Origin of the sequence: Micromonospora vinacea, from assembly GCF_015751785.1 — a bacterium.
Taxonomy (GTDB): domain Bacteria; phylum Actinomycetota; class Actinomycetes; order Mycobacteriales; family Micromonosporaceae; genus Micromonospora; species Micromonospora vinacea.
In genome coordinates, this window is sequence record NZ_JADOTY010000001.1 from 2,135,218 (window position 1) to 2,152,823 (window position 17,606).

Genomic DNA, 17,606 nt, shown 5'->3' on the forward strand with positions numbered 1-17,606 from the left:
GGGTGGCCGTTTCCATGAGCTGTGGTGGGGTCAGTCGTCCAGCCAGTCGAGGCGGCGACCGCCGCGCTCGGTCGGCGGCGGGGTCTCCGGCCGGTTCCGCCCGGCGGGCTGCTGGCCGTAGCCGCCCTGGTCGTAGCCCCGGTCGTCGTAGCCGCCGCGCTGCTGCGGAGGCTCCTGGCCGTAGTTGCCGGCCTGGTCGTACCCGCCGGCCGGTTGGCCGTAGCCGCCCTGGTCGTAGCCCCGGTCGTCGTAGCCGCCGCGTTGCTGCGGAGGCTCCTGGGCGTAGTTGCCGGCCTGGTCGTACCCGCCGGCCGGTTGACCGTAGCCGCCCTGGTCGTACCCGCCCGCCTCCGGAGCGCCGTAGCCCGCGGTCGGCTCGGCGGCGCGACCGCCGTACGGGGCGGCCTCGGGCTGGCCGTAACCCTGACCCTGCTCCGGCTGGTAGACGCCGGTGGCGTACGGGTCGGCCGGGGCCGGGTACTGGGTGTCGCCGGTGTACCGGCCGGTCGGCTCGTCGAACCGCTCGCCGTACGCCGCACCGCCAGCGGGAGCCGCCGGATACGCGGTCGTGCCGCCCGGAGCGTCGTAGTCGCGACTGCCGTAGCCACCGCCGGAGGCTGGTGCGTTTCCGTAGCCGCCACCGGAGGCCGGAGCGTTGCCGTAGCCGCCACCGGGCGCGGCACCGTAACCGTCACCGGCCGCACCGGCGCCGTAGCCGCCTTCCGCGCCGGCCGGGGCACCGTAGCCCCCACCCGAGGCGGGAGCGTTGCCGTAGCCGCCACCTGAGGCCGGGGCGTTGCCGTAGCCACCACCGGAGGCAGGAGCGTTGCCGTAGCCGCCGGCACCGTATCCGCCGGGGGCCGGCTCGTCGCCGTATCCGGCGCCGCCCCAGCCCTGCTGACCCGCGCCGCCGTACGCCTGGGCAGGCGCGCCGTACGGGTCCGGCGGAACGTCGTCGACCACCGGGCGGTGCATCATCGTGGGCGCCTCGCTCAGCGCCGCGCCACCGACCATGGTCGGGTCCGCGCCGGGACGACCGCCGACCACCCGGGTCTGGTCGTCGGGGCCGCGGAACCCGCCCCGCGAGGGTGGCACCACACCGCCGCCACCGGCGGCCGCCGGAGCGTCGTCGTCGTCGCCGTTCTCCTTGCGCTTCATCCAGAGCAGCACGATCGTGCCGACACCGGCGGCGACCAGGAGACCACCGAGCAAGATGATCATGTACGAGCCGATGCCACCGCTGTCCTCGTTGTTCGAGGCGTTCGCCGGAGCGCCCTGGCTGGCCTCCTCGGTGGGCTCCTCTTCGGTGCCCTCCTCGGTCGCCTCGTCGGTGGGCGTGGCCTCGGGGGTGGCGGACGGGGTGGCGCTCGGCGAAACCTCGACCTTGATCGCGAGGCTGATCCGTTGCCCGGTGACGGCCTGCCCGGCGGCGGCATTGATGGACTTGGTGGCCACCACATTGTCGAAGCTGGCGCCCAGGGCGATCCGCCCGGGTGCGATCGGCTTCTCGGTGGTGCCGGTGAAGCGGAAGTCGCCGCTGCCGTTGCTGGTGGTGTCGAACTGCCGGCCGGTGCTGTCGCGCAGCATGACCACCGCGTTCGCGACCGCCTTGCTGTCGGCCTGCGAGATCACCTTGCCGGAGATCGACCGTACGGTCTGGTTCTGCGGCGGCGGCGGAGCGGCCTTGCCCTTCACGGTCAGCGAGACGGTGGCGGTGTCCGGGCCGGACTCGGCCTCGACTGCCACCGTGACGGTCGCGGTCGCGTCGCCAGCGTTGTCGTTGGCCGCGATCCGGACCAGCTGCGACCTCGGCTGATTGCCCAGGCCGGGCAGGTCGATCTCGCCACAACCGCTGGCACATCGAACACCCGAGGGCAGGCCGGCGAGGCTGATCGTCGCCTTGTCGTCACCGTTACCCGGGGTGACGCTCACTGTGATCGTGGCGTCGCTGCCGGCGTTTACTGTGATCGAGCCGGGGGAAACACTGACATCTGCGGCCATGGCTGGTGTGGCGGGGACGGCGAGCAGAGCGCCGGCAACCAGCGCTACGACCACACCGGCCCGCTGCTTCCAGGCACGTCGGTGTGTTGACACGTCCACCGCCTTCCGGGCTGACTTCCCTCTGACCGGCGGGGCGCCGGGCCGGGGATCATCACGGTACGAATACGCCGTCGGCAACTATGCCTTGTCCGACTGCATGAGCGCGACCCAGGGCCAGCGTCGCGTGTCTGGCCTGGGGGTCGTATCGTCCCGTCGTGTCCTCTCCGCACAGTAAGTCCGCTGCCGTTGCGGCCGCGTTGTCGGCGCTCGACGAGGGGCGTACACCCGAACGGCCGGTGTTCCGGGAGGCGGTCCGGTCGTTGTTGGCCGTCCTCGCGGAGCGCGCCCCCGGCCGATCGGTGGAGGTGCGCGTTCCACCATACGGGGCGATCCAGTGCGTACCGGGGCCTCGACACACCAGAGGAAACCCACCAAACGTGGTCGAGATGGCCCCGAACACCTGGTTGGAGCTGGCAACCGGCAGGGTCGACTGGGCGTCGGCGGTCACCGACGGTCGCGTCCAGATGAGTGGCAACCGGGCGGACCTCTCGGCCTATCTGCCCCTCTAGTCGTCCCGATGTCCCACTCCCCGTGACGGTGAGCAGGGGAATCGTGACTTTCTGTATTGACGCCGATTCGCGTACACTGTCAGGCGACGACAGTGGTCCCGGCAGAGGAGAGTGGATCCGCCCGTGATCCCCGCCCGGCCGGTCCAGACCAGCATGAGGGAGCGGTAGGTGCCCCGAGGCGACGGCCGGCTGAGCCACGACCTTGACCCCCAACGACCTGGCCCCCAGGATGCCTGTGGCGTCTTCGGCGTCTGGGCCCCCGGTGAAGAGGTTGCCAATCTGACCTACTTCGGCCTCTACGCCCTCCAGCACCGCGGCCAGGAGGCGGCGGGCATCGCGGTGAGCGATGGCTCCGGCGTGGTGGTCTACAAGGACCTCGGCCTGGTGGCGCAGGTCTTCGACGAGCCCACTCTGGCGAGCCTGCGTGGTCACCTGGCGATCGGGCACGCCCGATACTCCACCACCGGCGCGTCGAACTGGGAGAACGCCCAACCGACGATCCGGTCGACCACCTCCGGCACGACCATCGCGTTGGCCCACAACGGCAACCTGGTCAACACCGCGGAGCTGGAGAAGGAGGTCGCCGAGCGCGGCCTCATCGCCGACGGTTCGACAAACGACACCTCCCTGGTGACGATGCTGCTGGCCAGCCGACCGGATCTGTCGGTCGAGGCGGCCGCGATGGAGGTGCTGCCGCAGCTGCGTGGCGCGTTCAGCTTCGTCTTCATGGACGAGTCGACCCTCTACGCGGCCCGCGACGCGCACGGCGTCCGCCCGCTGGTGCTGGGCCGCCTGGAGCGCGGCTGGGTCGTCGCCAGCGAGACGGCCGCACTGGACATCGTCGGCGCCAGCGTGGTGCGCGAGGTCGAGCCGGGCGAGCTGATCGCTATCGACGAGAACGGCCTGCGCTCCACCCGGTTCGCCGCGCCGGAGCCGAAGGGTTGCCTCTTCGAGTACGTCTACATCGCCCGCCCGGACGCCACGATCGCCGGGCGCAACATCCACTCGGCCCGGGTGCAGATCGGCCGGCAGTTGGCCAAGGAGCACCCCGTCGAGGCCGACCTGGTGATCCCGGTGCCCGAGTCGGGCACTCCAGCGGCGATCGGCTACGCGGAGGCGTCCGGCATCACCTACGGCGCCGGCCTGATGAAGAACCCGTACGTGGGTCGCACCTTCATCCAGCCGTCGCAGACCCTGCGTCAGCTCGGCATCCGGCTCAAGCTCAACCCGCTGCGGGAGAACGTCCGCGGCAAGCGGTTGGTGGTAGTGGACGATTCGATAGTGCGCGGCAACACCCAGCGCGCCATCGTCCGGATGCTGCGTGAGGCGGGTGCGCTGGAGGTGCACGTCCGGATCTCCTCGCCGCCGGTCAGCTGGCCGTGCTTCTACGGCATCGACTTCGCCACCCGGGCGGAGCTGCTGGCCAACGGGTTGGACAACGACGGCATCCGGCGCTCCATCGGCGCCGACACGCTGGGCTTCGTTTCCCTTCCTGGTCTGATCGCCGCGACCGAGCAGCCGAAGACCCGGTTGTGTCGGGCGTGTTTCGATGGGGAGTACCCGATCGAGTTGCCGGCCGGCAACCTGATCGGCAAGCACGTGCTCGAAGGGGTGGGTCGACGCGTCGCCAACTCGGCGTCGGAGGCCCCGCACACCAACGGCTCGTCCGTCGCCACTCCGGGTGGCGTTACCGCAAACCGCCCGTAGCACCAACCGGCGCGGCCCGGCTACCGCCGGCGGCACCGAGAACCAAAGGGGAGAACCGTGACGCACGTGTCCGAGCGCAGCGGCGCAGGAAGCAGCCCGACCGGCGCCGGCGGCGACCGCCAGCCGTGGACGGGCGGTGCTGGCCGCCAGGCGCGCAAACGCTCGGTCTCGTACGCCGACGCCGGCGTCTCCATCGACGCGGGCGACCGCGCGGTGGAGCTGCTGAAGTCCAAGGTGCGGCAGACCCGCCGCCCCGAGGTGCTCGGTGACCTCGGTGGCTTCGCTGGGCTGTTCCGGCTCGACACGAAGAAGTACAAGAGCCCGATCCTGGCGTCCTCCACCGACGGGGTGGGCACCAAGCTGGTGATCGCTCAGCAGATGGACATCCACGACACGGTCGGCATCGACCTGGTCGCCATGGTCGTGGACGACCTGGTGGCCTGCGGCGCCGAGCCGCTGTTCCTGCTCGACTACATCGCCACCGGCGAGGTCGTTCCGGACAAGGTCGCCGAGATCGGCGCGGGTATCGCCGACGGCTGCCGCTACGCCGGCTGCGCGCTGCTGGGCGGGGAGACCGCCGAGCACCCCGGCGTCCTGCGCCCGGACGAGTACGACATCTCCGCGACCGGCGTGGGCGTCGTCGAGGAGGCCGACATCCTCAGCCCGGAGCGGGTCGAGGTGGGCGACGTGGTGATCGCGATGCGTTCCTCCGGTCTGCACTCCAACGGATACTCGCTGGTCCGGCACGTTCTGCTGGGCGCGGCGCGGATGCGTCTGGACATCGTGATCGACGACTTCGGTCGGCAGCGGACCCTCGGTGAGGAGCTGCTCACCCCGACCAAGATCTACGCCAAGGACTGCCTCAAGCTGATCGCCGAGGCCGAGGTGCGGGCGCTGTCCCACATCACCGGTGGCGGTATCCCCGGCAACCTGGTCCGGGTGCTGCCGGAGCACGTCGACGCGGTGGTCAACCGGTCCACCTGGAAGCCGCAGCCGATCTTCGACCTGATCCAGACGAAGGGTCGGATCGACGACCACGACATGGAGTCGACCTTCAACATGGGCGTCGGCATGTTCGCGATCGTGTCGGCGGAGGACGCCGACCGGGCGCTGGCCACCCTGACCGGCCGTGGAGTCGAGGCGTGGCAGGCCGGCGAGATCATCGAGGGCACCGGCAACGTGCAGATGGTCGGTCAGCACACCCGAGGATGATCACGCTCCGGTGATCGTACGGGCACCTGATCAGGGCTTCACCCGAGTGGCCAATGCCGCCTAGCCTGAAGGGCTCAGGCTAGGCGGAGGAGGGCGATGGCTGCTCAGGGACGTTCGTTCAGCGGGATGCGGGGTCTGGCCGCCGTCCCGTCGTACGTCGTCATGCAGCCCACCACCCTCTGCAACCTCGACTGCGCGTACTGCTACCTGCCGTTTCGGGCCGCCGACCGGCGGATGCCGGTGGCGGTGGCCGAAGCGGTGGCGGCAGCGGTCAACCCCTGGGCGGCGAACGGTCGCTTCTCTGTGGTGTGGCATGGCGGCGAGCCGCTGGCCGCCGGTCGAGAGCACCTGGCCGATCTGATCGCCCCGTTCGGGCCCGACGTCGAGCACCACGTGCAGACCAACGCCACCCTCATCGACGACGACTGGTGCGATTTCTTCGTCCGGCACGAGATGCGGGTGAGCGTGAGCGTCGACGGGCCCCGGGCGCGCAACGGTGACCGGGTCAACCGGGGCGGTCAGCCGGCGTACGACCGGATCCTGCACGGCATTTCGGCGCTGCGCCGGCGCGATCTGCCGTTCTCCGCGTTGGCAGTGGTGTCCCGGCCGGAGCCGGGGCTCGCCACCGAGTTGTACGACTACTTCCTCGAACTGGGCTGCGACGTGTTGGGCATCAACATCGAGGAGACCGAGGGGGTCAACACCCGCGACAACCGCCACGACCCGTCGGCGGTGTCCGCGTTCTGGGCGGAGTTGGTCGGGGCGTGGCGCCGGGAGCCCCGGATCCACCTCCGGGAGATCGAGTGGTCGTTGCGCTACGCCGCGGCGGTGCTCGACAACTCGGCGGACGGGGTGCTGCCCCGTCAACTGGACCCGATCCCGACGATCGGTCACGACGGCTCGGTGATCGTGCTTTCCCCGGAGTTGGCCGGTTTCACCGACCCCCGCTACGGCGACTTCAGCAGCGGCAACGTGTTGACCACCCCGCTGGCGCAGATCCTCGGCAACGCGGCGACGACGCCCTGGGTGGAGGAGTTCCTGGCCGGGGTGGAGGCGTGTCGGGCGTCCTGCCCGTACTTCGGCTTCTGCGGTGGTGGCCATGCCGCCAACCGTTACTTCGAGCTGGGGCGTTTTGACGGTACGGAAACCGAGCACTGCCGCAACAGCAAGATCCGCCTATTGGAGGGAGTGTTGGAGCATGCCCGAGACCACGAGTCACCGGCGGCCTGAGCGCGAAGCGGACGACGGAGTCACCGAACGGGTGCGAGACGCGGCTCCCGCGCTCGTCGCGCTGCTCCAGGAGGCCGAGGACGCACGGCGGCTGCGCTCGGAGGTGTCGGGCGGAGACGGCTCCAGCGCGGTCTGTGCCTGGAACCACTTCGAGAACATCCCGACGTTCTACAACTGGAACAATCGCCCGCGCTGAGGGGAGCCGTTGTCAGGGGCCTGTCGAGCGGCCGGATGGCTCCGGTCGGGCCAGGCCCCTGATCGTCGGCGACTGCACCTGCAGAGGACGTGCGTGAGCACGCGGGGGTTACCGCGTGCTCAGCTGCGTCGAGAGGTCAGCGGGTCGGACGGACCCAGGGATCCGGATCGTCGTCCGCGTGATCCTCATCATCGTCGTCGACGAACTCTTTCGAGTCGTCGTCGAAGTGGTGCTCAGACTTACCAGCACCCGCCAACTCGCGCTGCAAGGCGGTGAGGTCGGTGTTCGGGGAGTGGTACTTCAACTCCCGCGCCACCTTAGTCTGCTTGGCCTTAGCACGGCCGCGCCCCATGGCTCGACCCCCTCGCACAGAATGCGGGGCAGCCCGAAGGCGGGCCCCGATGACGTCAGGCATCTCTCGTGGCTCTTACGGTACATGGGGATGCCACCGTTCGGCACCTCGGGTTACCGTCAGCCGGCTCTGCGCGTCGCGTCGATCCGGCCGTCACCCAGTGTACCGGGTAAGGAGCGGAACGGTTAGCACCCGTGACACCGGACAAACCGCATCAAATTTGACCCGGGCTCAGCTTACCCAGCAACGCCCAACACCGGGGCCCGGAGGCGGATCTCGTCGATCCGCCCCCGGGAACGCTCAGCGCAGGTGGATCGCCCGCAGCCGGCCGACGTCGGCCATCCGCCGCTCCGCCAGCCGGTCGGCGGCCACGGCCGGCGGCACGCCCTCAGCGTCGGCCAGGTGCAGGATCTCGCGGGTGGTGTCGTAGATCCGGGTCGCCCGCAGCTTGGCCCGGTCGAAGTTGAAGCCCTCGATCTCGTCGGCCACCTGGATGACGCCGCCCGCGTTGACCACGTAGTCCGGGGTGTAGAGGATGCCCCGGTCGGCCAGCAGCTTCTCGATGCCCGGGTGGGCGAGCTGGTTGTTCGCCGCACCGGTCACCACCTTGGCGCGCAACGCCGGCACCGTGTCGTCGTTCAGGGCGCCGCCCAGCGCGCACGGCGCGTACACGTCGAGGTCGGCGGCGACCAGCGCACTGGAGTCGTCGACGAGGGTGACCTGCGGGTGGTTGGTGCGCACCCAGGCCAGCGCCTTCGGGTTGACGTCGGTGGCGACCACCTCGGCGCCGTCCTCCAGCAGGTGCCCGGTGAGGTACTTGCCGACCTTGCCCAGGCCGGCCACGCCGACCCGGCGGCCCCGCAGGCTCGGGGTGCCCCACACGTGCTCGGCCGCAGCCCGCATCCCCTGGAAGACACCCCAGGCGGTGAGGATCGACGAGTCGCCGGCACCGCCGTGCTCCACGCTGCGCCCGGTCACGTAGCGGGTCTCCCGGGCCACGACGTCCATGTCCGCCACGTAGGTGCCGACGTCGCAGGCGGTGTAGTAGCGGCCACCCAGCGACTCCACGAAGCGGCCGTACGCGCGCAGCAGCGCCTCGCTCTTGATCTGCTCCGGGTCGCCCCAGATGACGGCCTTGCCGCCGCCCAGGTCCAGCCCGGCGAGCGCGTTCTTGTATGCCATCCCGCGGGACAGGTCCAGCACGTCGGCGAGGGCGTCGTCCTCGCTCGCGTACGGGTAGAAGCGGGTGCCGCCGAGCGCCGGGCCCAGCGCTGTGGAGTAGATCCCGATGATCGCCTTCAGGCCGCTCTGCTTGTCCTGGCAGAACACGACCTGTTCGTGACCGGTCGATACCGGGTCGTCGGTGCTCGCGAATACGCCCATTGTTGGCTCCTACTGTGGTGTGCGTCCTTGTGGGACGCGGACCTGGTGGACCCCGGCGGGGATGCTGCCGGTGTGATCGAGCCTAGTATCGGCCGCCGGCCGGGCGCTCGACGCGCCACCGCCGTCCCACGTTGCGGCGCGCGTGCTCCGGCCGCTGAGCCCGTCCGGGCGTGGTTCGTGGGAGGATCGCGCGGTGCCGTCGCTCTTCGCTTCTTACCTGCGCGTGTACGAACCGTTGGCCGCCTTCGACCGAGACCGGCAGAGCTACTGGCGCCGCTACGTCTCGGAGGGGCGCGCGGTCGCCCCGGTCGAGGGGCCCGGTCGGCAGCGGACGGCGGTGATCGAGGCACTGGGAGCCGGCTGGACCCGGCTGCCGGACCTGCCGGAGGAGGCGTACGTCCTGGAGACGGACGACAGCCTGCTGGTCTGCCCCTGGAACCTGCGCATCCGGGTCGCCGAGGCGGCGCTCAGCGCCCGGGACGGGGTGCCCTCGGTGCTCGCCGACGCCTTCGTGCCGCCGGTGCTCGCCGGGCAGGCCAGGGCGGTGGTGGACGACTGGCGCAGTGGCGCCCGGGTGCTGGAGCACGGGGTGCCCCGGGTGCACGAGCAGATCGCCACCTGGGGCGTACCGCTTCGGTGGTTCGTGCTCTTCGACCCGGCGGAGCGGGACCTGGTCACCGAGCCGGGCCGGCGGGCGCTGCGCTATCGCACCGAGATCTCCAAGGCTCGACGCCGCTCGTCGCGGGCGCTGTCGGTGCTGCGCAAGTCGGTGGGCGAGGCGCCGATCACCGAGGCGGTGGAGGAGGCGGCCCGCTGGCTGGAGGAGTTCCATCCGCGGTCAGTGGTCGAGCTGGACTACGGCGGTCTGGTCGACCTGCTCTCCGACGAGACCCTCGCCGCGGACGACTCACCCGAGTTGGTTGCCGGTGGCCTCGCGGGGCTGTCGCGCGGCGAGGCCGAGGAGGCGTCGGCCGCGTACGACAAGTTGGTGGCCCGGTGGCGCGCGGTGCAGCTTTTGGAGCGGTGCAACTAGGGCATATCACCCTAGGAGCGCTCCCAAGGTGAGTTGTGCTCGTAGTTGACGCATCACGAACCGTGATCATGAGTCCGAATAAGGTAGTTTCTGCCGTGTAAAAGTCGTAAAAATCGGGCATGGTTCATCCGTCCGTCTAGGGACCTTCATCCGTTCGGCCCATGTCGGACATCGGGGACTAGCCGGACCATGGGAGACGCGTCGGCCGGCGGGACCCCGGCCGATGTCTATACATGTGGAGGAGTGACCGATGGCATCGCGAACGCACGAACCAGAGCCGCTACTCACGCCGGCCGAGGTGGCGTCGATGTTCCGGGTCGACCCGAAGACGGTGACCCGGTGGGCCAAGGCTGGCAAGCTCAGTGCCATCCGCACCCTGGGTGGCCACCGTCGGTACCGTGAGTCGGAGGTCAGGGCGCTGCTGCAGGGCCAGATCCCGCAGCAGCGGCAGGGCGACTGAGCCGGCGACAGTTTTTCGTCAGGGGCGGTGGATCTCGATCCACCGCCCCTTTCCATGCCCCGCCGAGCACGACGCCGACCGGAGTCAGCGCTGCGGCTCGGCCAACGTCACCCGGATGCCGACAGTGCCGCCCTCGCCGCGACGCAACCGGCTGCCCAGCAGGCTCAGCCGCCCGATCAGGCGGTACTTGTGCTTCAGCAGGTCGCGGACCCGGCCGGTGTCACCGCCCCCGTAGATCGTCGCGTGAGCCGGCACCTCCACCCCGTGTGGCCGACCCCGCACGTCGCAGGGCGCCACTGTCACCTCACCGTTGTGGCGGATCCGCTTCACCTTGCCCGAGTCGGCCCGGGTCCAGACCGCCAACGCCTCGCCGTCGCGTACCGCCCAGACCGGGGTCGGAACCGCCCGACCGTCCTTGCGGAAGGTCGTGAGCAGGATGTACTTCTCGGCCGACAGCCGGTCCAGCGTGGTCACGCCGCCAGGATACGACCGGCGCGGGCCACTGAATGGCCGGATAGCGTGAACGTCGTGACGGTTGAGCCTCTAATCGGTGACGTGATCGGCGAACTGCTGCGGGACACCCTCGCCGTGGCCACCGGGGTGGGTCCCCGGCCCCTGGTCGGCGGTCGACTGCCCCGACCGGTCATCGAGATCATCGAACGGGACGACGGCCTGATCAACGGCGCGCCGGCAGCGCACTACCTGGACGGGCCGGCGGAGTGGCAGCCGTACGACCACCGCGCGGTGGACCGTGCGTACGGCGAGACGCTGGACATCGGCACCGGGGCCGGCCGGATCGCGCTGCTGCTCCAGGAGCGTGGCGTACCGGTCACCGGGCTGGACACCTCCGCCGGTGCGCTGGAGGTGAGCCGGCGTCGCGGGGTCCGGCGGCTGGTGCACGGCACCGTCGACACGCACGTCGCCGACGGTCCGCAGTACGACACGTTCCTGCTGCTCGGCAACAACCTCGGGCTGTTCGAGGGGCGGGAGCGCGCTCCCGAGTTCCTGGCCGCGCTCGCCGCGCTGGCCCGACCCGGTGCGCAGATCATCGCGCAGGGCACCGACCCGTACGGCACCCGCGACCCGCTGCACACCGGCTACCACGAGCGCAACCGCCGACGCGGCCGGCTCGGTGGCCAGCTGCGGCTGCGGCTGCGCTACCGCGAGTTGAGCACCGAGTGGTTCGACTACCTGGTCTGCTCGGCGGACGAGTTCGCCGCTCTGGTGCACGGCACCGGTTGGCGGCTCACCGATGTGGACGACAGCGACGCCCCCTACTACCTGGCCACCCTGCGCCTCGTCGACTGAGCGAGGCCCCCGCTCTCCGCCGGGCGGAGAGCGGGGGCCGTCGTACGTCTCAGACCTGGACGGTCGGGGGGAGCTGCTCGGGCGGGAGGCCGCCGTCGCCGTCGACCACCTCGTCCGGCTGGCCGTCCTCGTCGATGTCGACCATGGTGATGTCCACCTTGCCGTCACCGTCGGTGTCGAACTGGAACAGGTCCGCCTTGCCGTCGCCGTCGGTGTCCACCACCCACACGTCGGTCTTGCCGTCGTTGTTGGTGTCGGCGCGCAGCAGTTCGACCCGCTCGTCGCCTCGGGTCTCCACGATCTCCCCGTCGGTGACGCTCTCCGGTGCCTGGCTCATGTCGATGCGGTCCTTCCCTCGGTTGACGGGCCGTCATTACCCGATCCGGCGCTCCCCCACGCATGGGCCGGGTCGTCGCGCTGTCTAGGGTCGCACCATGAGCGAGCGGAGCGGTCGGGAGACCCGGGCCGGCGTGGCGGGGACCCCGCGCGTCGGCGGGCGGGACAGGGAGGCGTGATGAGCGATCGTTTCGTGGTCGTGGGTGCCGGCACGATGGGGCTCGGCATCGCGTACGTGGCGGCCGGCGCCGGGCACGCCGTCGAGCTGGTCGAGGTGGACCCCGAGCGGGGTGCGGCCGCGCAGAACCGGCTCGCCGAGCTGTGGGAGCGGGCGGTGCAGCGCGGGAAGCTGAGCGCTGACGAGGCCGCCACCAACCGGCAGCGGGTGACGCTGCGTCCGACTCTCGCCGCTGTCGCTCCCGCCCCCCAGGTGATCGTGGAGGCGGTGCCGGAGCGCCTGGACCTGAAGCGGGCGGTGCTGCGGGACGCCGCCGCGCTGCGCCCGGAGCTGCTGGGCAGCAACACCTCCAGCATCGCCATCGGTGATCTGGCCGCCGAACTGGACGCGCCCGAGCACTTCCTCGGCCTGCACTTCTTCAACCCGGTCTGGGCGATGACGCTGCTGGAGATCGTGGTCGGCCCTGCCACCGCCGAGGAGACCACCGCCGCGGCCGTCGCGCTCGCCGGCCGGCTGGGCAAGGACCCCGTCGTCGTACGCGACATGCCCGGCTTCGCCACGTCCCGGCTCGGGGTCACCCTCGGGCTGGAGGCGATCCGGATGGTCGCCGACGAGGTGGCCAGCCCGGCGGACATCGACAAGGCCATGGTGCTCGGCTACCGGCATCCGATCGGGCCGTTGGAGCTCACCGACCTGGTCGGCCTCGACGTGCGGCTGGACATCGCCCGCACCCTCCAGGCCGCGTACGGGGACCGCTTCGCGCCGCCGCCGCTGCTGGTGGAGATGGTGGCCGCCGGGCGGCTGGGTAAGAAGTCCGGGCAGGGCTTCTACCGCTGGGAAGCCGGGGGCAAGCAGTGAGCGCGAGGATTGAGTTTGCGAGCCCCGCAGTCGCGAACGAAAGGTCGGCACAGTGAGTGGCTTGCGGATCGAGGAGCGGCCGGACCGGCTGGTGGTCACCCTGGACCGGCCGGAGAAGCGCAACGCCATCGACGCCGACCTGATCGCCGAGCTGCACCAGGTCTGCGCTGAGTTGGAGGCGCGCCCGCGCCTGCTGCTGCTCACCGGCGGCACGGCGGGCATCTTCGCCGGTGGTGCCGACATCGGCCAGCTGCGCGAACGGGGTCGCACGGACGCTCTCGCCGCGATCAACTCGGCCGCCTTCGCCCGCATCCGGGCGCTGCCGATGCCGACCGTGGCGGCCGTCGACGGCCCGGCGTTGGGCGGTGGCGCGGAGCTGGCGTACGCCTGCGATCTGCGGGTGTGCACGGCGCGGGCGGTCTTCGGCCAGCCGGAGGTGCGGTTGGGCATCCTGGCCGGCGCCGGCGCGACCCACCGACTGCCCGCGTTGATCGGCGAGGGCCGGGCCAAGGAACTGCTCTTCACCGGCCGGCGGGTGGACGCCACCGAGGCGCTGCGGATCGGCCTGGTGAACCGGGTGGTGGACGAGCCCGGTGAGCTGCTGACGGTGGCGCACGCGTTGCTGGACGAGATCGCTCTGGGCTCACCGTTGGCGATGCGGCTGACCAAGCTGGCGGTGGACGCGCCGGCCGCCGCGCACCCGCATCTGGACCTGGTCAGCCAGGCGGTGCTCTTCGAGGACGACGAGAAGCACCGCCGGATGACCGAGTTCCTGGAGCGTCGCCGGGCGCGCTGATCCACGTACCGAAAACGGCCGCACCGGCGGGAAGCCGGTGCGGCCGTCGTGGGTCTCGGGTCCTGCCTACTGCCGGATCTGCACCCCGGCGTCGGCCAGACCGCGGATCACCTGGGCGGACTCACCGAAACCAATGATCAGTACGGCGTCCGCGCCGAACTCCTTGATCTCCTTCGCGCCGCTGCTGAAGTCGACAGGCGCTGCCTTCGCGTCGGCCGGCGGCTCGTAGGTCATCAGCTTGAGCCGGTCGTTGGCGATGCCGGCCTTCTCCAACTCGTCACGGACGGTGCCCTGCAGGCCCTCACCGTAGGAGTCCTTGCGGGCGACGATGACGATCTTCTGTGACCCGTCGCGGAGGATCACGTCGGCCAGCGCCCGGCCCTGGAGGCTGTCCGGCGGGGCGGTGCGGAAGTAGAGGCCGTTGTCCTCCACGTCGGTCAGCCCGCTGTCGGTGTTGGACGGGGAGAAGAGGATCTTCCCGGCCTGCACCACGTCCGGCAGCACCGCCCGCGAGATACCCGAACCACCCGCGCCGATGATGACGCTGACGCCGTCCGTCACGTGCTTGGCCACCGTCGCCTTGGCCACCGCCGGGCTGGTGCCGTCGTCGCCGTCGAGCCAGGTGACCGGCTTGCCCAGTGCGCCACCGGCGGCGTTGATCTCCTTGATGGCCAGCGCGGCGCCGGCTGCCATCGGCGGGTAGGCGATCGCGAGGTCACCGGTCTTCGGCAGCAGGCCACCGAGGATCAGCGGTTCCTGGTCGGAGTCCCCACCCGAGCGCTGCTTCTTCGGCTTCGGCGGCGTCTTGGTGCTCGCCGCCGACTCGATGCCGGCTCCGACGAACTCGGTCTTGCCGTCGTTGATCTGCTGCCCGTCGAAGGTCAGCGTGGCGTAGCTCGCGGTGGCCGGCTCACCCTTGTCGGTGAAGCCCGCCCGGGTCAGCGACACGCTGCGGTACTCGATGTCCTGCCCGTTGCGGGCCAGCGCGAGACAGCTGGCTGTGTCTTCGCAGCGTTGCCCGTCGTTGGTCACGGCGACGATCTGCTTCGCGATGGCAGCCGGGTCGGTGCTTCCGGCCAGCTGAGCGGCGAGCACGGCGATCACCACCGCGTCGTACGTCTCCGCGGAGTACAGGTAGTCCGTCAGCGCCGGATTGACGGCCCGTAGCCGGCTCTTGAAGTCGTCCGGTAACGGGGTGAGCGGCGTGGTGCCCTTCATCCCGTCGACGAGACTGGCCCGTTCCTTCAACTCCGCAGGATAGGAGTTGAGCATGTTGCCATCCGTGCCGTAGAGGCGCACCTGTTGGGCGCTCGCCTCCTCGGGCTTGTCATCCCCGCAAGCGCTTGTGGCGAGCAGGATCGTCGCGCAGGCAGCCAGTGTGGCTACCCGCGAGCGGCGTGATACGAACATGGTCGTCCTTCCTCCGGCGAAGGTCCGCTGCGCACATTAGCGTGCCAAGGCCGGCGGCGGGACCGTGGAGGTGGCGTAATGCGCAGGTAGCTCGCGTTGAATACGGAGAGTGACGGTTGCCGGGAGGCTTGACCACCCGTCCTACTGTGCGCTGCGTGACCGACCTACCACAGCAGACGTTCGATGACGCGGCCGCCGTGCTCCGTTCGGCGCTCACCGGCGATGGAGACGCGGTGGTGGGAGCCTTCGACGCGGTCGTCGACCGGGCCGGCCTGGACGGCGCGTACGGGGTTGCCTGGTGCCTCGCCGCGACAATGCTCGGCGACGCGCCGGCGGCCAGCGGAGCGGCGCTCGACTTTCCGGGGATCGATCAGGCCGGGTACGACACCCGCTGGGTGGCCCGCTTCGTCAGCGCGTACGCGAATCGCGACGAACCGACCGGCGAGGCGCTGTTCGGCGCGGCGGCGGCGGACGGGCTGCTCCCCGACTGCCTGCTCACCCTCGCCGGTTCGACGATCGCCACCCTGCGCAGCCGCGCCGGGTGACGCGCCGACGGGTCGCGGCGTCCGTCGGGGGGCGGACGCCGCGACCGCGCGGGCCGGTCAGAAGGCGTGGTACGCGATCAGCGGTTCGTACTCGTACCGCAGGTTCTCGAAGCGGACCCGGAAGTTGACGCCGTCCCGGACGTTGGTCGCCACCGTGATCCAGCCCGAGTTGGCCGGCAGGTAGGTCCAGTAGTTGCAGGCGCTCGTCTTGTCCACGAAGATCACGCACGCTTCGGTGGCGTACACGCTCGCGTTACGGACGTTGATGTCGCGACAACGCGTCGTGGTGCGGTACTGGCCGGCCGAGCCGCCGTAGCGGCCGGTCTCGAAGTACGACCGGACCGCACCGCCGTAACAGGTGGCGAGCGGCGCGAACGCGTTCGGCCCGGAGCTGACCGGTGCGGTCGGGGTGAGTGGCTCCGCCTGCGCGGGCGTACCGGCGGAGAGCAGTGCGGTGGCCGTGGCGACGGCGAGCAGGCGAGCGGTCGGGGATGGCATCCGTTCGTTCCTCCCAAGCAGTTGTCTGACCGTCCGTGTCGGACTGATCATCTGGCCGTGACGATGATACGTATCGATCGATTGCGGCGTGGCCCCGATGATGTCCGGCCCGTGTGGTAGCTCTGTAGGCATGTCCGAGGCCATGCTCAGCAAGGTGCGCAAGCTGCTGGCCCAGGCCGAGGACCCGGCCTGCACGCCGGCCGAGTCGGCCGCGTTCACCGCCAAGGCGACCGAGCTGATCGCCCGCTACGGCGTCGACCGGGCGCTGCTCGCTGCCCGGGACCCGACCACCGACCCGGTCGGCGATCGAGTGCTGGACGTCGTCGCCCCGTACGCCCGCGACAAGGTCGGCCTGCTCGCCGCGGTCGCCGAGCCCCTGCGCTGCCGCTGCGTACGCCGTCGGCAGGGCAACGGCTTCGCCCTGCACCTCTTCGGCTTCACCAGCGACCTGGAACGGGTCGACCTGCTCTTCACCTCACTGCTCGTGCAGGCGGCGCACGGTCTGGCAGCCACCGAGGTGCCAGCGGACGACCATCCCGCCGCCTTCCGCCGCTCCTGGCTGGCCGGCTTCGCGGAGGTGGTCGGCGGCCGACTCTGGGCGGCCGAGACGGCGGCGGCCAGCGAGTCGGGCGCGCCGTCGATGGCGCTGGTGCTGGCTGACCGGTCCGACCGGGTGCAGCGCCGGCTCACCGAGGAGTACCCACGGCTGCGTACCGCACCGCCGCGCCGGTTGGGCGGCACCGGCTTCGGCTCCGGGGCGGAGGCCGGCCAACGCGCGAACCTCGGCGGTCGGGACCTCGGTGGGCCCGCTGCCGATCGGCGGCTGACCCGCTGACCCGCTGGGTCGTCAGGCCGTCGTGGTGGGGCGGTGGCGCGACACAGTGGCGACGTAACGGGTGAGCAGCTCGTGCCAGCCGGCGGTGAGCGCCTTGCGGTAACCCTCGGCAGCCTCGCCGTGCCGGTCGAAGTGCCGGTGCTCCAGCTCGACCCGGGTGTGTTCCGGCCCCTCGGAATGGAACAGCACCTCGACCTCGCTCGCGCGGGCCGGGTCCGGCACCGGCGCCCGGTCGGGGCCGATCTGCCAGACGAAGACCAGCCGGCGAGGCGGATCCCAGGTGAGCACCCGTCCCCAGTCGGCGCGGAAACCGTACGGGCCCACCTCGTAGAGCATGCCGCCGGCCCGCGGCTCCATGCCCAACTCGGCCAGCGCGTCCGGACCGGACCAGGTGTATTCGGTGACCCACCAGTCGGTCAGCTCGTCGGTGAAGACCGCGAACGCGTGCTCGACGGAGCCCGGGACGCGGAGCGTGCACCGGAGAGAGAACTGGCCGACGTCCTGCCGGATGTCGGCTGGATCAGTCAATTCCTGTCCCATAGGCCCGGACCATACCGGCTGATGCCTCGGTGTGCAGCTTCACACGGTGCCCAGTTCCAGACAGAGGGTCGCCGGGTCGTCACGGACGGGATGCCCCGCCGGAAAGCGGGTAACCGCGCC

The 17,606-nt window shown here is 70.8% G+C and carries 20 protein-coding genes; 12 read left to right on the forward strand and 8 right to left on the reverse strand.

The window, feature by feature from the left end:
* Positions 1-30: 30 nt before the first annotated feature.
* Positions 31-2,094: a hypothetical protein gene (locus IW249_RS10285; protein ID WP_307788558.1), complete on the reverse strand. Its 2,064-nt coding sequence runs from the start codon at positions 2,092-2,094 to the stop codon at positions 31-33.
* 161 nt (positions 2,095-2,255) lie between these two features.
* Here IW249_RS10285 and IW249_RS10290 point away from each other — a divergent pair, with 161 nt between their 5' ends.
* The 5 genes from IW249_RS10290 to amcA all read left to right on the forward strand — a co-directional run bounded on the left by IW249_RS10290 (position 2,256) and on the right by amcA (position 6,954).
* Complete coding sequence (locus IW249_RS10290; protein ID WP_307788559.1) at positions 2,256-2,609, forward strand: sterol carrier family protein; 354 nt, start codon at positions 2,256-2,258, stop codon at positions 2,607-2,609.
* A 168-nt stretch (positions 2,610-2,777) separates the two neighbouring features.
* Positions 2,778-4,316, forward strand: a complete 1,539-nt coding sequence (gene purF, locus IW249_RS10295) for an amidophosphoribosyltransferase (protein WP_196920529.1) — start codon at positions 2,778-2,780, stop codon at positions 4,314-4,316.
* Between the two features lie 57 nt (positions 4,317-4,373).
* The gene (purM, locus tag IW249_RS10300; RefSeq protein ID WP_196920530.1) at positions 4,374-5,528 is read left to right on the forward strand and encodes a phosphoribosylformylglycinamidine cyclo-ligase; all 1,155 of its coding nucleotides are present in this window, start codon (positions 4,374-4,376) and stop codon (positions 5,526-5,528) included.
* 126 nt (positions 5,529-5,654) lie between these two features.
* On the forward strand, positions 5,655-6,758 hold the full coding sequence (gene amcB, locus IW249_RS10305) for a cyclophane-forming radical SAM peptide maturase AmcB (protein ID WP_307788808.1): 1,104 nt from the start codon (positions 5,655-5,657) through the stop codon (positions 6,756-6,758).
* Positions 6,727-6,954 (forward strand): multiple cyclophane-containing RiPP AmcA, encoded by a 228-nt coding sequence (gene amcA / locus IW249_RS10310; RefSeq protein WP_124821604.1) that lies wholly within the window; start codon positions 6,727-6,729, stop codon positions 6,952-6,954. Before amcB ends, amcA begins: the two co-directional genes overlap by 32 nt.
* Positions 6,955-7,090: 136 nt before the next feature.
* Here amcA and IW249_RS10315 read toward each other — a convergent pair whose 3' ends face one another.
* Together IW249_RS10315 and IW249_RS10320 are read right to left on the reverse strand one after the other, a co-directional pair.
* Positions 7,091-7,306: a DUF3073 domain-containing protein gene (locus tag IW249_RS10315; protein WP_030332207.1), complete on the reverse strand. Its 216-nt coding sequence runs from the start codon at positions 7,304-7,306 to the stop codon at positions 7,091-7,093.
* Between the two features lie 300 nt (positions 7,307-7,606).
* Entirely contained in the window at positions 7,607-8,689 is a 1,083-nt protein-coding gene (locus IW249_RS10320) for a Leu/Phe/Val dehydrogenase (protein WP_196920532.1), read from the reverse strand.
* 193 nt (positions 8,690-8,882) lie between these two features.
* Between IW249_RS10320 and IW249_RS10325 the strand changes: the two genes are divergently transcribed.
* Positions 8,883-9,722: a DUF8083 family protein gene (locus IW249_RS10325; protein WP_196920533.1), complete on the forward strand. Its 840-nt coding sequence runs from the start codon at positions 8,883-8,885 to the stop codon at positions 9,720-9,722.
* Between the two features lie 250 nt (positions 9,723-9,972).
* The gene (locus tag IW249_RS10330; RefSeq protein ID WP_007073996.1) at positions 9,973-10,182 is read left to right on the forward strand and encodes a BldC family transcriptional regulator; all 210 of its coding nucleotides are present in this window, start codon (positions 9,973-9,975) and stop codon (positions 10,180-10,182) included.
* Positions 10,183-10,266: 84 nt separating this feature from the next.
* Here the strand turns inward: IW249_RS10330 and IW249_RS10335 are convergent, their stop codons facing one another.
* Complete coding sequence (locus tag IW249_RS10335; RefSeq protein ID WP_196920534.1) at positions 10,267-10,656, reverse strand: PPOX class F420-dependent oxidoreductase; 390 nt, start codon at positions 10,654-10,656, stop codon at positions 10,267-10,269.
* 54 nt (positions 10,657-10,710) lie between these two features.
* On the opposite strand from IW249_RS10335, the gene IW249_RS10340 reads away from it, so the two are divergent.
* Positions 10,711-11,490, forward strand: a complete 780-nt coding sequence (locus IW249_RS10340; RefSeq protein WP_196920535.1) for a class I SAM-dependent methyltransferase — start codon at positions 10,711-10,713, stop codon at positions 11,488-11,490.
* A gap of 49 nt (positions 11,491-11,539) precedes the next feature.
* Here IW249_RS10340 and IW249_RS10345 read toward each other — a convergent pair whose 3' ends face one another.
* Positions 11,540-11,827, reverse strand: coding sequence for a hypothetical protein (locus IW249_RS10345; RefSeq protein ID WP_091396025.1), 288 nt, complete (start codon positions 11,825-11,827; stop codon positions 11,540-11,542).
* Between the two features lie 177 nt (positions 11,828-12,004).
* Here IW249_RS10345 and IW249_RS10350 point away from each other — a divergent pair, with 177 nt between their 5' ends.
* Together IW249_RS10350 and IW249_RS10355 are read left to right on the forward strand one after the other, a co-directional pair.
* Complete coding sequence (locus IW249_RS10350; RefSeq protein ID WP_196920536.1) at positions 12,005-12,862, forward strand: 3-hydroxyacyl-CoA dehydrogenase family protein; 858 nt, start codon at positions 12,005-12,007, stop codon at positions 12,860-12,862.
* Between the two features lie 52 nt (positions 12,863-12,914).
* Entirely contained in the window at positions 12,915-13,658 is a 744-nt protein-coding gene (locus IW249_RS10355; RefSeq protein ID WP_196920537.1) for an enoyl-CoA hydratase/isomerase family protein, read from the forward strand.
* Positions 13,659-13,724: 66 nt separating this feature from the next.
* Here the strand turns inward: IW249_RS10355 and IW249_RS10360 are convergent, their stop codons facing one another.
* Entirely contained in the window at positions 13,725-15,068 is a 1,344-nt protein-coding gene (locus tag IW249_RS10360; RefSeq protein WP_196920538.1) for an ABC transporter substrate-binding protein, read from the reverse strand.
* 155 nt (positions 15,069-15,223) lie between these two features.
* Between IW249_RS10360 and IW249_RS10365 the strand changes: the two genes are divergently transcribed.
* Complete coding sequence (locus IW249_RS10365) at positions 15,224-15,613, forward strand: hypothetical protein (protein WP_091396011.1); 390 nt, start codon at positions 15,224-15,226, stop codon at positions 15,611-15,613.
* Between the two features lie 57 nt (positions 15,614-15,670).
* Here IW249_RS10365 and IW249_RS10370 read toward each other — a convergent pair whose 3' ends face one another.
* Positions 15,671-16,111 carry a hypothetical protein gene (locus IW249_RS10370; protein ID WP_196920539.1) on the reverse strand — a complete coding sequence of 147 codons (441 nt, stop codon included), beginning with the start codon at positions 16,109-16,111 and terminating at the stop codon, positions 15,671-15,673.
* 130 nt (positions 16,112-16,241) lie between these two features.
* Here IW249_RS10370 and IW249_RS10375 point away from each other — a divergent pair, with 130 nt between their 5' ends.
* Positions 16,242-16,946: a DUF2786 domain-containing protein gene (locus IW249_RS10375; RefSeq protein WP_196920540.1), complete on the forward strand. Its 705-nt coding sequence runs from the start codon at positions 16,242-16,244 to the stop codon at positions 16,944-16,946.
* 12 nt (positions 16,947-16,958) lie between these two features.
* Here IW249_RS10375 and IW249_RS10380 read toward each other — a convergent pair whose 3' ends face one another.
* Positions 16,959-17,486 carry an SRPBCC family protein gene (locus IW249_RS10380; protein WP_196920541.1) on the reverse strand — a complete coding sequence of 176 codons (528 nt, stop codon included), beginning with the start codon at positions 17,484-17,486 and terminating at the stop codon, positions 16,959-16,961.
* Positions 17,487-17,606 lie beyond the last annotated feature (120 nt).

Coding starts and splice junctions, on each gene's coding strand:
- amcB (WP_307788808.1), top strand. CDS start 5,655: ATGCGGGGTCTGGCCGCCGTCCCGTCGTACGTCGTCATGCAGCCCACC.
- amcA (WP_124821604.1), top strand. CDS start 6,727: ATGCCCGAGACCACGAGTCACCGGCGGCCTGAGCGCGAAGCGGACGAC.
- IW249_RS10315 (WP_030332207.1), bottom strand. CDS start 7,306: ATGGGGCGCGGCCGTGCTAAGGCCAAGCAGACTAAGGTGGCGCGGGAG.
- IW249_RS10320 (WP_196920532.1), bottom strand. CDS start 8,689: ATGGGCGTATTCGCGAGCACCGACGACCCGGTATCGACCGGTCACGAA.
- IW249_RS10330 (WP_007073996.1), top strand. CDS start 9,973: ATGGCATCGCGAACGCACGAACCAGAGCCGCTACTCACGCCGGCCGAG.
- IW249_RS10345 (WP_091396025.1), bottom strand. CDS start 11,827: ATGAGCCAGGCACCGGAGAGCGTCACCGACGGGGAGATCGTGGAGACC.
- IW249_RS10350 (WP_196920536.1), top strand. CDS start 12,005: ATGAGCGATCGTTTCGTGGTCGTGGGTGCCGGCACGATGGGGCTCGGC.
- IW249_RS10360 (WP_196920538.1), bottom strand. CDS start 15,068: ATGTTCGTATCACGCCGCTCGCGGGTAGCCACACTGGCTGCCTGCGCG.
- IW249_RS10370 (WP_196920539.1), bottom strand. CDS start 16,111: ATGCCATCCCCGACCGCTCGCCTGCTCGCCGTCGCCACGGCCACCGCA.
- IW249_RS10375 (WP_196920540.1), top strand. CDS start 16,242: ATGTCCGAGGCCATGCTCAGCAAGGTGCGCAAGCTGCTGGCCCAGGCC.
- IW249_RS10380 (WP_196920541.1), bottom strand. CDS start 17,486: ATGGGACAGGAATTGACTGATCCAGCCGACATCCGGCAGGACGTCGGC.